Annotated in this window: 10 protein-coding genes; 6 read left to right on the top strand and 4 right to left on the bottom strand. The window is 61.2% G+C overall.

The features are described 5' to 3' along the window. Nucleotides 1-102: 102 nt before the first annotated feature. Nucleotides 103-1,218 carry a branched-chain amino acid ABC transporter substrate-binding protein gene (locus E2H86_RS22840; protein ID WP_133331792.1) on the bottom strand — a complete coding sequence of 372 codons (1,116 nt, stop codon included), beginning with the start codon at nucleotides 1,216-1,218 and terminating at the stop codon, nucleotides 103-105. Nucleotides 1,219-1,576: 358 nt separating this feature from the next. Between E2H86_RS22840 and E2H86_RS22830 the strand changes: the two genes are divergently transcribed. Beyond that, complete coding sequence (locus tag E2H86_RS22830; protein WP_133331791.1) at nucleotides 1,577-1,879, top strand: DUF2288 domain-containing protein; 303 nt, start codon at nucleotides 1,577-1,579, stop codon at nucleotides 1,877-1,879. Nucleotides 1,880-2,028: 149 nt separating this feature from the next. Here E2H86_RS22830 and E2H86_RS22825 read toward each other — a convergent pair whose 3' ends face one another. Beyond that, nucleotides 2,029-4,119 carry a hypothetical protein gene (locus E2H86_RS22825; RefSeq protein ID WP_397466969.1) on the bottom strand — a complete coding sequence of 697 codons (2,091 nt, stop codon included), beginning with the start codon at nucleotides 4,117-4,119 and terminating at the stop codon, nucleotides 2,029-2,031. A 289-nt stretch (nucleotides 4,120-4,408) separates the two neighbouring features. Here E2H86_RS22825 and E2H86_RS22820 point away from each other — a divergent pair, with 289 nt between their 5' ends. Beyond that, entirely contained in the window at nucleotides 4,409-5,296 is an 888-nt protein-coding gene (locus E2H86_RS22820; RefSeq protein ID WP_133331789.1) for an NAD(P)-dependent oxidoreductase, read from the top strand. Here E2H86_RS22820 and E2H86_RS22815 read toward each other — a convergent pair. Continuing rightward, the gene (locus E2H86_RS22815) at nucleotides 5,196-7,457 is read right to left on the bottom strand and encodes a putative bifunctional diguanylate cyclase/phosphodiesterase (protein ID WP_133331788.1); all 2,262 of its coding nucleotides are present in this window, start codon (nucleotides 7,455-7,457) and stop codon (nucleotides 5,196-5,198) included. The two genes, E2H86_RS22820 and E2H86_RS22815, sit on opposite strands and share 101 nt — an antisense overlap. A gap of 175 nt (nucleotides 7,458-7,632) precedes the next feature. Then, nucleotides 7,633-10,479 carry an RNA polymerase-associated protein RapA gene (gene rapA / locus E2H86_RS22810; RefSeq protein ID WP_133331787.1) on the bottom strand — a complete coding sequence of 949 codons (2,847 nt, stop codon included), beginning with the start codon at nucleotides 10,477-10,479 and terminating at the stop codon, nucleotides 7,633-7,635. A 130-nt stretch (nucleotides 10,480-10,609) separates the two neighbouring features. On the opposite strand from rapA, the gene E2H86_RS22805 reads away from it, so the two are divergent. From E2H86_RS22805 to ccoM, 4 genes are all read left to right on the top strand, one after another. Continuing rightward, nucleotides 10,610-11,305 carry a M949_RS01915 family surface polysaccharide biosynthesis protein gene (locus tag E2H86_RS22805; protein WP_133331786.1) on the top strand — a complete coding sequence of 232 codons (696 nt, stop codon included), beginning with the start codon at nucleotides 10,610-10,612 and terminating at the stop codon, nucleotides 11,303-11,305. 101 nt (nucleotides 11,306-11,406) lie between these two features. After that, a complete protein-coding gene (locus tag E2H86_RS22800) occupies nucleotides 11,407-11,736 on the top strand; it encodes an aspartate-semialdehyde dehydrogenase (protein WP_133331785.1) in 330 nt (109 codons plus the stop codon). A 67-nt stretch (nucleotides 11,737-11,803) separates the two neighbouring features. Beyond that, on the top strand, nucleotides 11,804-11,965 hold the full coding sequence (locus E2H86_RS26045; RefSeq protein WP_165976114.1) for a hypothetical protein: 162 nt from the start codon (nucleotides 11,804-11,806) through the stop codon (nucleotides 11,963-11,965). Nucleotides 11,966-12,099: 134 nt separating this feature from the next. Then, complete coding sequence (gene ccoM / locus E2H86_RS26470; protein WP_306466606.1) at nucleotides 12,100-12,216, top strand: cytochrome c oxidase subunit CcoM; 117 nt, start codon at nucleotides 12,100-12,102, stop codon at nucleotides 12,214-12,216. The last annotated feature ends 296 nt before the right edge of the window (nucleotides 12,217-12,512 follow it).

The following is a 12,512-nucleotide window of genomic DNA, read 5'->3' as shown; positions in this document are numbered from 1 at the left end:
AGGTGAACCGGCTCCCGGATCGCGGGCGCAGGTCCATGAACCTCGTAAAACAAAGCCCACTGCTCGCACAGTGGGCTTCTCGGTCAGCTATTAGTCACGCAGTTACTGAGGGGATACTTCGGTCTTCGGCTTGCCGAAGTGCCATTCGTAGACAACGAACTTGAAGTCCTTCAGGTCGCCTTTCTCGTCGAACGACAGGTTGCCGGTCGGGGTCTTGAAGGTGCCGGCATGGATCGCCTCGGCGACCTTGTCGGTGTCCTCGGACTTGGCCGCTTCGATACCTTTGGCGATCAGTTCCACCGCCGAGTAGGCCGGGAACACGAACGGGCCGCTTGGGTCCTTGCCGTCGGCCTTGATGGCATCGACGATGGCCTTGTTCTCGGGGTCGGCGTCGAACGACTTCGGCAGGGTGACCAGCAGGCCTTCGGAGGCATTCTGGGCGATCTGCGAGATCGAGTCGTTACCCACGCCCTCTGGGCCCATGAACTTGGCTTTCAGACCTTTTTCCTGGGCTTGGCGCAGGATCAGGCCCAGCTCCGGGTGATAGCCGCCGTAGTAGACGAAGTCGACATTGTTCTGCTTGAGCTTCTGGATGATCGAGGAGAAGTCCTTGTCACCGGCGTTCAGGCCTTCGAAGACGGCAACCTTGGTGCCTTTCTTCTCGAGGGTCTGCTTGACCGCCGTGGCGATGCCTTCACCGTACTGCTGCTTGTCGTGCAGAACGGCGACGACCTTCGGCTTGACGAAGTCGGCGATGTAGTTGCCGGCCGCTGGGCCCTGGGCACTGTCCAGACCGATGGTGCGGAAGATCAGTTTGTAGCCACGGGCGGTGATTTCCGGCGAGGTGGCCGCCGGGGTGATCATGATCACGCCTTCGTCTTCGTAGATGTCGGATGCTGGCTGGGTAGAGCTGGAGCACAGGTGGCCGATGACGAACTTGACGCCGTCGTTGACCACTTTGTTGGCGACCGCCACGGCCTGTTTAGGGTCGCAAGCGTCGTCGTATTCAACGGCTTCGAGTTTCTTGCCGTCTACGCCGCCCTTGGCGTTGATGTCCTTGATGGCCTGCTTGGCACCGATGAACTGCATGTCGCCGTACTGGGTCACAGGCCCTGTCTTCGGGCCGGCGATGCCGATCTTGATGGTATCGGCGGCAAACGAATGGCTGGCGACTCCGGCCAGTACCATTGCGGCGAACAGCTTGGAAATCTTGATCATAATGCTCCACTCATTCTGTTGTAATTCTTAGAGTCCTGGCAGCCAGGTCTACAGACCGATCGGGATATCGACAGTGGCCACGCCATGCCGCATACCCGACTTTCCCGAAACAGGTCCCGGAACTGTACCGGTACAGTGTAGAGCCGTCTTCGAGCCCTTGAAAAGCGGGCCAAAAGTGCCAAGTTCCGGGCTTGTCGCTTGGTCGACACAAAGATATGAAAAGGCGCCATCAATTTGCCTTTAACTTTTGCAGCGGCCCACAAAATCGGGGCCAATCGACCAAATTACATATTTGAAACCGGGTTTTTCTGCAAAAATGCCGACCCTTTCATTGGCGGATTTCTGCGGTAGACAACCCATGACTGATCAAACAAGCACCCTCTATGCCAAGTTGCTTGGCGAGACGGCCACCATCGAGTGGAAGGCACTGGAGCGTTTCTGGGCCAAAGGCGACTTGATTTGGGTCGACCCTTCCCTGGATCTCATCGAGGTTGCTGAGGTGATGGCCGAGAATCGCAGCGAGATCTTCGCCAAGTGGCGCGATGATGGCACTGTCGGGCCGGTCACCGCGGAGCAGGCGCTCGACCTGCAAACCCGCGATCCAGAGATCTGGGCGGTGGTGGTCTCGCCGTTCATCGTGATTCAGGCGAAGACCGCTTGAGCCAAGGCGCCGTGAGCGCTGCGCGAAAATGTGCATCTGCCCCATTTCGGTGCTTGATAGCGCTCAAGAGGGGTGGAGCCCGGTAACAATTCGGCGTGGCGGTAACAGTTTACGGCATGCGTAATGGGGCTGCCCGCAGCCCCAGGCTTTCAGTAGTCGACCCGTCCGGTATGGTTGTTCAGGGAAATCACCCGGGTTTTGCCGATGCGGTGGCGGAAGATCTCGCGCAGGTATTTGACCGCTTTCTTCACGCATTCGCGTGACAGACGGATGTCGTTGATCGACACGAAGCGGCTCTTGTCGTTGATCAGTTCCCGGTACTTCTTCTCGTACATCGGCTTGATCGCGTACCAATTGGTATCGAGGATCTTGGCCGGGTTCTCGAACTCGTTGAGCAGGTCGTCGATGCGAGCTTCATCGAAGTGCTCGCTGGTGATGAACTCGAGAATGGCGTTGTCCAGGGTGTCATCGAAGCGGTAGGGCGTGCGTGCGAAGCAGCGCTTGATGAACGCCACGATCAGCGTCAGGAAGTCGTCCGACAGGCACGGGCTCTTGGCGATCAGCGTTGTCAGCGAAAGATTCGCCGAGGCGCCGATGACCAACGCGTAGCGTTTGAGCGTGGTGTTGGGGAACAGGCTGTTGAGGTGCGTCTTCAACCGGTTCAGGTCCATGTACGACAGCTTGTAATCCTTGGGCAGCGAGACGATCGACACCACCGAGGAGCAATTCTTGAAGAAATGCAGGTCGTGCAGGGCGGCAGCGTCATAGCCTGACGCCTTGTACTGCTCCAGGGCTGCGCGGTAGCGACGCGACTCGATCGGCAGCAAGCTGATGCCTTCGATTGCCTGGGTCTGCTTGTTGAAGTGCGGTAGATCGATCGAACGCAGGAACAGGTCGTCGATGTCCAGGCGTGGCATCTCTCGTTCGAATACCTTGAACTTGTCCGAACCCTGCGCTGGAATCTCCGGCACCACCGACTCGGCATAGGCAATGGCCACCGGGCCGGCCAGACTCATGAACAGGTCGTTGGCATCCAGGCGAATGGTTTCGCCGATGTCGATGCCTGCACGTCGGAAATAGTTCTGGTCGTAATCGGTGGTCACCGCCTGGGCGGTGAGAATGTTGAAGATCTGCTGGGAAATGTACTGGTTGGCGTGTTTTTCCATGGCGTTGACGTCGATGTTGTGGATCGTGCCGTCGTCGCTTTCCTCGGCGTAACGCATGATGTCGTTGGAGATCAGCATCATCGCGTTCCAAGGTCGGATGCGCCCCATCACACTGGCTTCGCTGCTGTCTTCGTTGTCGAAGTTGTAGGAGAAGTCCCACTCTTCAGACAGGTATTTGCACAGCAGCCGCCCGGCGTTGATGTGCAGTGCTTCGGACATCTCGCTGCGGTGGTCCGAGGCATTGGGTAGCACGCAGATACCGCTGGTGAAGATCGGCTCGAAAACGAAAGAATGCCCGCTCTTGCCATCGTTTTCCTCGACTGGCTTGGTGTCGAAGGTCTTGTTCATGTAGGAGTACTGCTGGGCCAGACCGAATTCCGAGGCCATGCCCGAGCCCGTGCCGCCGCCGGCACTGAAGATGTAGAAATACAGGCGCGACTGGTTGGCCTTGATGCCGCAGGAGTCGATCAGGTACGAGTGAATCAATTTCCAGTCGCTGCTGGAGAACCGCTGGGTGTCCTTGTTGAGGATGATCTTGGCCAGGTACTGGCCGAGAATCGGGGCGTTACCGGCGCCTCCGGCATGCACCTCGGACAGGTCCATGATCTTCATCTTGCTGTAGTCGCGCAAAAAACCACCACGTTCCCCTTTGCGCGAGAAACGGATGCGCCCGGCGATATCCTTGTCCAGGTCACCCAGCATCACCAGGGGCTCGACCAGAAACACCGGTTTGACGCCCTTGTTCTGCACCAGTCGCAGGTTCTGTCGGATCCAGCGTGCAGGGCTGTATCCGGATTCGGCGCGGTTGCGATCCTCGTTGTTGAACTCGTTGAGGAAGAAGGTGCGGGCGTTGTAGACCAACTCGGCCACGTCCAACGCGATGTTCGAGCCACACCGGCCGAGGCCGATCAGGCACACCGAGGGAAACTGCTGCTCCAGGCGCAGCTGGCTTTCGTCTTCGATGTGCAGGTTCTGCGGGAATACCATGTCGCGCAGGCCGTCGAGGTTGTCGAGGATGCGCTGGATATCCGGTTCGGTGAAATACAGGTACTGCCCCGGCTGGTTGGCGCGCATGGGCAGTGCTTGCGTCACAGTGCCAGTGCTGGGCGAGGTGAACGGAACCGACGACTCGGAGAGCGCATTGGCAGAAATGTTCTTAGAGGTCATAGTGCGCCATTTGCCTGGGTGGTTGGCTGTCGGACAGGGTGTCATCTGGCCATCATGGATAACTCGGCGACTGTAGCAGTGCGCCTTTCACGGACGCGATAGGGGTTTGCCTGACTTCTTTCTAAGTCTTTTCCATCGCACCGGCATTGCATCGTCAAAAAGCCGCGCTTCTTTAATCTTCTGACTGGAGTCGTTCATGAGTACTGCACTGCCTTCACTGGGGTTCGCCGGGATCGGTCTGATGGGCTTGCCGATGTGCCGCCGGCTGTTGGCCGCCGGTTATCCCCTGACTGTATGGAACCGCAGCCCGGAGAAATGCGCCGCGCTGGTGGCCGCCGGCGCCCGTCTGGCCGGCAGCCCGGCCGAGCTGAGCCGCGACAGCGACATGGTGTTGCTGTGCCTGGCCGACACGGCAGTGGTACGGGAGGTTGTGTTCGGTGAGCAGGGCGTGGCCCGGGGTGGGCGCAGTGGGCAGTTGCTGGTGGACCTCTCAAGCCTGGAGCCGACCGCGACTCGGGAAATGGCCGCAGAACTGGCCGTCCTCTGCGGCATGGCTTGGGTGGACGCGCCCGTGTCAGGCGGTACTGCCGGTGCCGAGGCCGGCAGCTTGGCGATCATGGTCGGTGGCGAGGCGGGCGACCTGGCCCGGGCACGCCCGGTGCTGGAGGTGCTTGGCCAGCGGGTGACGCACATGGGAGGGGTGGGCGCAGGGCAGGTGACCAAGGCCTGCAACCAGATGATCGTGGCCTGCAATGCGTTGGTGATCGCCGAGGTGGTGGCGCTGGCCGAGCGCTCCGGGGTGGATGCGAGCCAGATCGCCGAGGCGTTGGCAGGTGGTTTCGCTGACTCCAGGCCGCTGCAGATTCTCGCCCCTCAGATGGCCGAAAGCCGCTTCGAACCGATCAAGTGGCATGTGCGCACCTTGCTCAAGGACCTGGATAGCGCCGTGAAGTTTTCCCGTGAGCAGGGCTCGGCGACACCGATCAGCGGCCTTGCTGCGCAACTGATGCGTTTGCACGGCAGCCAGGGCTTCCTGGAGAAAGACCCGGCGACCCTGGTGGGGTTGTACCGCGACCCGCAGTGAACGGATCTTGGCGCTCGATCGACTCGAGAAACGGCCGTAGTTCGGCCAAGGGCAGTGGTCGGCTGAGCAGGTAACCCTGCAGGTAGTCACAGCCGTGGTCGGCGAGAAAGGCATGCTGAGCAAGGGTCTCGACGCCCTCGCTGACCACTTTCAAGTGCAGGGTATGAGCCATGATGATGATGGCCTGGACGATCTCGCGGTCCTTCTGATTGTCTGGTACGTCCTGAAGAAACGAACGGTCGATCTTCAGTACGTCCAGCGGCAGGCGCTTGAGATACGCCAATGACGAATAGCCGGTGCCGAAATCGTCGATCGACAGCCCCACGCCCATCACGCGGATGCGTTTGAGCAGGTTGATGGTCCGCACGATATCGCCCATCAGGGCGTTTTCCGTGACCTCCAGCTCCAGATGCTGGGCGCCCAGGCCAGCCTGCAGCAGCGCCATCTGCACATCGCTGGCCAATGTGTCGTGGCCCAAGGTCAGAGCCGAGCAATTGACCGTGACCTTGAGCTCGGTATAGCCCTGGTCGACGAGTTGGGCCAAGTCTTCGCAGGCGCGCCGCAGTACCCACAGGTCAAGGTCGGCGATCAGGCCGTTGGCCTCGGCGATGCCAATGAAACGGTCAGGTCCGAGCAGACCGTGCTGCGGATGTTGCCAGCGCACCAGCGCCTCGAACTTGGCGACCTGGCCGGTGGCCAGACTGTAGATCGGCTGGTAGTGCACGCACAGACCGCGTTCTTCAAGCAGGGCAACACGTAGTTCCTCTTCCAGTTGCAGTTCCAGGCTGGCGCGACTGCGCAGGCCGCTGTCGAAGAAGTTCAGGCTGTTGCGTCCCGCACCCTTGGACTGGTACAGCGCGAGGTCAGCATGCTTGAGCAGCTCAAGCGCGGTCTGGCCATCGTCGGGGTACATACTGATGCCGATGCTGGTGGTCATGACCATGCGCCGGCCACCCAGGTCGATGGGATCCTTCATCCGTTGCATGATGCGCTGCGCCAGGTGCCGGGCTTCGTCTCGGCCCTTGAGGCGGGTAACCACGCAGAACTCGTCGCCACCCAGGCGTGCCACCAGGTCCTGATTGCGCGTGGCGGCCTTGATATGGTCGGCGATCACCTTCAGCAGTTCGTCACCGGCGGCGTGACCGAGGCTGTCGTTGATGCGCTTGAAATGGTCGATGTCGAGAAACATCACTGCCATACGATTGCCGTCGCTGGCCTTTTCGGCCAGGTATTCGGCGAACACCTGGTTGAACCCCCGGCGGTTGAGGAGGTTGGTCAGAGCGTCATAGTGAGCCGCTTGCTGCAACTGGGCACGAGCCTGGTCCAGTTGGTTGAGTAGGGTGTTGACCCGCCGCAGGTCGTGCTCTTTGCTTTGCAGTTTCTTGTCGGCCAAGGCCGCGCTGAGACTACTGGCGCTGACCAGCAAGGCGATCAGGGCGATGGTCAGGCCCAACTGCAGGCGATTGTCAGTCGACGCCAGGCTCAACGGTGTGTTCTCCGGCAGCACCAGGGTCATGGCCGCCATGCCGGTGAAATGAGTGGCCACGATGCCGCTGGCTATCAGCACACTGGCGCCGATTTTGAGCAGCAGGTGTCGAGTGCCATCGCCCTTGCTCAGGCTTCGGGCCATCAGCAGTGCGGCGAGGCCGGTGAGAATGGCGATAGTCAGACAGGCCACCAGCAAGCCGGCATGGTAATGCTGTTGGGCGCTGGTCTGCAGCGCGGCCATGCCGACAAAGTGCATGATCACGATGCCCAGCCCGATGAGAATGGCACCCTGCAGGAAATGGCGTGGCTGCATGTGCTGACGGTCCAGGCTGTTCATCGCCAGCCAGGCGGCAAGCAGTGCGATCAGCAGGGAAAGGCCAGTCAACGAGACGTCGTAGTGGATTTCCAAAGGTGCCTGGAACGCCAGCATGCTGATGAAATGCATCGCCCAGATGCCCCCAGCCAGGCAGCAGGCGCCCAGTAACCGCCAGCGTCGATGGGCGCTGGGGTCCTCGCCTTGGGATTGGCGTTCGGCCATGTCGAGGGTGGCAAAACAGGCAGCGATAGCGACACCGTAGGCCACCACCAAGAGGAGGGGGTCGTGGCGACAATCGAGGATCAGCCGAGCGGTGGCCGGGAGTTCAGCGAAAAGGTGCAGTCCCAGCCATTCCATTGAGTGCCTCTTCGTCGCGGGTGCATGACGGTTGCAGAGGCAGTATAGGAAGGCAAAATCAACCGTGTCGTGCTAATGGCATAATGCTTTATATAAATTGGTTATTTTCCTGCTGACTCGTGGTTCTAAGCGAGCCATACCCCGCGACGGTTGCCCGGCGCGGGGGTGAGCAGGATCAGCCTGCAACCAGTACGCGAATCGCTTCCAGGCGCAGGGCGGCTTTTTCCAGCATCGCCAGGCCATCCTCACGCTGCTTGCGCAACGCTTCGATTTCGCTGTCACGTACGCTCGGGTTGACCGCCTTGAGCGCAGTCAGGCGTGCCAGTTCCTCATCGGCTTCGGCCGCCAGGCGACGTTTGGCTTCGGCAACCCGCTCGACGTGGGTCGGCATGATCTTCGCCTCACCGCCGCTGATACGTGTGGCCAGCACATCGCGTTGAGCCTGGACGAACTTGTTGGCGCTGGCCCGTGGGACGCTTTCGAGCTGGTCGTTGAGCGTTTCGAATGCCACCCGCCCAGCGAGGTCATTGCCGTTGGCATCGAGCAGGCAACGCAGCGCCGCAGGCGGCAGGTAGCGACCCAGTTGCAGGCTGCGTGGCGCCACCACCTCGCTGACGAACAGCAACTCGAGCAATACGGTGCCGGGTTTGAGGGCCTTGTTCTTGATCAGTGCAACGGCGGTGTTGCCCATCGAACCGGACAGCACGAGGTCCATGCCGCCTTGGACCATCGGGTGCTCCCAGGTCAGGAACTGCATGTCTTCGCGTGACAGGGCCTGAGCCCGGTCGTAGGTGATGGTCACGCCTTCATCGTCGCCGAGCGGGAAGCTGGCATCGAGCATCTTTTCGCTTGGCTTGAGGATCAGGGCGTTTTCCGAGTGGTCTTCGCTATCGATACCGAAGGCGTCGAACAGGGTTTCCATATAGATCGGCAGCGCGAACTGATCGTCCTGCTCGAGGATCGCCTCGACCAGCGCCTGACCTTCGCCGGCGCCCCCGGAGTTGAGCTCCAGCAGGCGATCGCGGCCACTGTGCAGCTCGGCTTCGAGGCGCTCACGTTCACCGCGCGCTTCGGCGACCAGGGCATCCCAGACCTTGTCATCGCCGCCTTCGAGCATCGGCAGCAGACGCGGGCCGAACTGGTGCTGCAGGGCGTTGCCGGTCGGGCAGGTATTGAGGAAGGCGTTGAGGCCATCGTGGTACCACTGGAACAGGCGTTGTTGCGGGCTGTCCTGCAGGTAGGGCACGTGCAACTCGATGGTGTGTTTCTGGCCAATACGGTCGAGGCGACCGATACGCTGTTCGAGCAGGTCTGGATGAGCCGGCAGGTCGAACATCACCAAGTGGTGGGCGAACTGGAAGTTGCGCCCTTCACTGCCGATTTCGGAGCAGATCAGCACCTGGGCACCGAACTCTTCGTCGGCGAAGTAGGCCGCAGCGCGGTCACGCTCGAGGATGCTCATGCCCTCGTGGAAGACCGTGGCCGGGATGCCCGAACGCACGCGCAGAGCGTCTTCCAGGTCCATGGCGGTCTCGGCGTGGGCGCAAATCACCAGGACCTTGGTGCGCTTGAGCATTTTCAGAGTGTCGATCAACCAGTCGACGCGCGGGTCGAAACGCCACCAGCGCTCCTCGTCGCTGCTCTCGCCCTGGGCCTGGAAGGCAACTTCCGGGTACAGCTCGGCGTGCTCGCCGGCAGGCAGGTCGCGGTACTGCTCAGGGTTGGCCAGGGGGTAGGGGTGCAGGTTGCGCTCGGGAAAGCCCTGGACCGCCGCACGGGTGTTGCGGAACAGCACGCGGCCGGTGCCGTGGCGGTCGAGCAGTTCGCGCACCAGGCGCGCGCTGGCCTGGCTGTCACCGTCGCTGACCGCAGCCAGCAGGGCTTCGCCCTCGGCGCCCAGGAACCCCTGGATGGTGGCATGGGCGGTGGGTGACAGGCGGCCCTCGTCGAGCAGTTCCTGCACGGCTTCGGCGACCGGGCGGTAGTGTTCGCTCTCGGCTCGGAATGCTGCCAGGTCATGGAAACGATTGGGGTCGAGCAGGCGCAGGCGCGCGAAGTGGCTGTCCTGGCCGAGCTGTTCAGGGGTAGCGGTGAGCAGTAACACGCCAGGAATGACTTCGGCCAATTGCTCGACCAGGGCGTACTCGGCGCTGGCCTGTTCCTCGTGCCACACCAGGTGGTGGGCTTCATCGACCACCATCAGGTCCCAACCGGCAGCGAACAGCGCGTCCTGGGCCTTGTCATCGTCGACCAGCCACTCCAGGGCGACGAGGGCCAGTTGGGCATCCTCGAACGGATTGCTGGCATCGCTCTCGATGAAACGTTCGGCATCGAACAGCGCGACCTGCAGGTTGAAGCGCCGGCGCATCTCAACCAACCATTGGTGCTGGAGGTTTTCCGGTACCAGGATCAGCACCCGACTGGCGCGTCCCGACAGCAGTTGGCGGTGAATCACCAGGCCGGCTTCGATGGTCTTGCCCAGGCCCACCTCGTCGGCCAGCAGTACCCGTGGCGCGCTACGGTCGGCGACTTCGCGGGCAATGTGCAACTGGTGGGCGATCGGTTGCGCACGGCAACCGCCCAGCCCCCACAACGATGACTGCATCTGCTTGCTGGTATGTTGCAGGGTGTTGTAGCGCAGCGAGAACCAGGACAGCGGGTCGATCTGTCCGGCGAACAGGCGGTCGCTGGCCAGGCGGAACTGGATGAAGTTGGACAGCTGGGTTTCAGGCAGGGTGCGGGGTTGGTTCTGGCCATCGAGGCCGTGATAGACCATCAGGCCGTCGATATCCTCGACTTCGCGAACGGTCAGCTTCCAGCCCTCGAAATGGGTGATCTGGTCACCTGGCGAGAAGCGCACGCGGGTCAGCGGCGCATTGCGCAAGGCGTACTGGCGTGTGTCGCCTGTGGCCGGGTAGAGCACGGTCAGCAGGCGGCCATCCTGGGCCAGGATGGTACCCAGGCCGAGCTCGGCTTCACTGTCGCTGATCCAGCGTTGCCCCGGTTGATACTGCTGCGCCATACTGCCTGAACTCCCGCGATGAAAAAGCCGACTATGTTAACGGATCGGCTGGGCAGACCAAAGTGGTGAAGACCACAGTCTAGCTGTTTCATTGCGTCATATCGTCCTGCCATGAGGGCTCAGTACCGCCATGCCGCTCAAGCGCCGCTCGTTTCGCTTCTGCCTGGGCTTGGGCAGCTTCCTGCTGCTGGGCGCCTGCGAGCAGAAGGATTTCCAGACCCTGGCTCCGGTCCCGGTCGAGCAACTGGAAGTGCTGGGCGTGCAGACGCCGATCAAGAGCGTGCACTTCCGTGACCGTGACGGTGAGGCGGTTCTGGTGCTGAGCCGCACCGATGGCCAGGCTGTCGATGCGCAGACCGAGCAGGACGTGGACAAGGTCGTGCTCAAGGCGACCCTCTACGCACGCAGCTCCGACGGCGATGCATTCAAAGCGCGTTGGCAGATCGAGCAGGAGACCTCCTGCCCGGGGCTGGACCTGGACGTCGACTTCTATGGTGATGTCAGCGATGTGACCGACCTCGACAAGGACGGCGTCGCCGAGGTCACGGTGGCCAGCCACGCATTCTGCGGAGGTGGCATCGAGCCGCACGATATCGCCATCGAAATGCGTGAAGGTCAGGACAGCTACACCATTACCGGCCAGTCGTTGATAACCCCCGCCGGCGAGGAGCCGATCGGCGGAGACCGCGAAGACAGCGCCTCGCTGAAGAACGCACCGCAGTACGTGCGCGATCACCTGAACGATGTCTGGCAGCGGATCTATAAGCGGCCATGGAGCGAGGCCAGCCCTGCTGCCGAGGACGAGTCAACCGACGAAGCCGAATAGCGATATTCAAACCATGGGGCTGTGATCGCCCGCACATCCTCATCCATCGCTGCTCAAGGCGGATGTGGGCCGGCCGATACAGTGGGCACAGGAGAACCATCATGCTGCCGCCGATCCTTCCGCTCAGTGCCGTGCCCGTTACCTCTCAGCAAGACCCGGTCAAGCCCACCCCGGACATCAAGCCGGTGGTGCCTGCGCAGCCAGCCTCCGGCGACACCGCCATCGATCTCAAGCACCAGCGTGATCCGCAGGAGCAGGCGCTGTTGCTGCGCGACGAGCAGCGCCGACAACAGCGGCGCAACACCAAGGCTGACGAGGAACGCTACAGTGCGGTGCCGGGGGACGAGGTCAATGCCGACAACACTGTACCGGTCGCGCCGCTGATGGGTGAGCATGTCCGTCAGGGGTTGCTGGTCGACATCGAAGTCTGAAGCGGGGCTGGTCACGGCCGTCGCCTGGCTGCATGATGCATCTCTCAGCTGATCGTCGAGCCCACCCATGAGCCAAGACAACCTCATCGACTTCGATGCCGAACGCGCCAAGCGTATCCACGACCTGAAGGAAAAACGCCTCAACGAGGTGCGGCAGGCCTTTGAGCAGGCGATGCCGCTCGGCACCTCGAAGAAAAAGAAACCCAAGGGCAAGCCGAAGAAGCGCTGAACCTTGACGCAGGTCAATCCTGCACCCGCCTCGTGTGCCCGGCCCCGGGCACCATTGATCCCGATCAATTTTTCTCCCGACGTTATTCGATACCTTGCATCCATCGGACAACGGCACATGAACGGGAGGCCGACATGTTCTTCGACAATGTGGTTATCGCGGGTGTGGTAACGGTCGGGTTGATGTTGGTGTTCTTTGCCGGTCTAGGACTTTTCATCTGGAAGGATTCAGGTAAGCGCAAACCGCGCTGATCTTCCGGATTCACGGGCACGCAAGGCATTTAGGGCGACTTAGGTCGCCCATTTTTTTTGTTCGCGGATTCGTGCTTGCTGAGGTTTGGTTTGGTTTGGTTTGTTGGGGCGGGCATTGAGACTGGGGGAGATCCATTTTGTGTAGCGGCGCTACTGGCCCCTTCCGCCTTTACGGCGGGTCCCTTTTTTCTTGGAAAAAGGGACGCAAAACCGCTTGCTGGTATGACTCACCCACATGGGTTACAAATCAGTTCACGCACATAGGTAACAGTTTTTAACTGGCATGGTCGGTTTTT

The organism is Pseudomonas putida, assembly GCF_004357765.1.
In the GTDB taxonomy this organism is placed as follows: domain Bacteria; phylum Pseudomonadota; class Gammaproteobacteria; order Pseudomonadales; family Pseudomonadaceae; genus Aquipseudomonas; species Aquipseudomonas putida_U.
Note: the sequence above shows the minus strand (reverse complement) of the source record. Positions and strands in the feature narration are given on the sequence as shown.

Excerpts from the sequence above, each read along its gene's own strand:
- E2H86_RS22840 (WP_133331792.1), bottom strand. The coding sequence starts at position 1,218 with ATGATCAAGATTTCCAAGCTGTTCGCCGCAATGGTACTGGCCGGAGTC.
- E2H86_RS22830 (WP_133331791.1), top strand. The coding sequence starts at position 1,577 with ATGACTGATCAAACAAGCACCCTCTATGCCAAGTTGCTTGGCGAGACG.
- E2H86_RS22825 (WP_397466969.1), bottom strand. The coding sequence starts at position 4,119 with ATGCGCGCCAACCAGCCGGGGCAGTACCTGTATTTCACCGAACCGGAT.
- E2H86_RS22820 (WP_133331789.1), top strand. The coding sequence starts at position 4,409 with ATGAGTACTGCACTGCCTTCACTGGGGTTCGCCGGGATCGGTCTGATG.
- E2H86_RS22815 (WP_133331788.1), bottom strand. The coding sequence starts at position 7,457 with ATGGAATGGCTGGGACTGCACCTTTTCGCTGAACTCCCGGCCACCGCT.
- rapA (WP_133331787.1), bottom strand. The coding sequence starts at position 10,479 with ATGGCGCAGCAGTATCAACCGGGGCAACGCTGGATCAGCGACAGTGAA.
- E2H86_RS22805 (WP_133331786.1), top strand. The coding sequence starts at position 10,610 with ATGCCGCTCAAGCGCCGCTCGTTTCGCTTCTGCCTGGGCTTGGGCAGC.
- E2H86_RS22800 (WP_133331785.1), top strand. The coding sequence starts at position 11,407 with ATGCTGCCGCCGATCCTTCCGCTCAGTGCCGTGCCCGTTACCTCTCAG.
- E2H86_RS26045 (WP_165976114.1), top strand. The coding sequence starts at position 11,804 with ATGAGCCAAGACAACCTCATCGACTTCGATGCCGAACGCGCCAAGCGT.
- ccoM (WP_306466606.1), top strand. The coding sequence starts at position 12,100 with ATGTTCTTCGACAATGTGGTTATCGCGGGTGTGGTAACGGTCGGGTTG.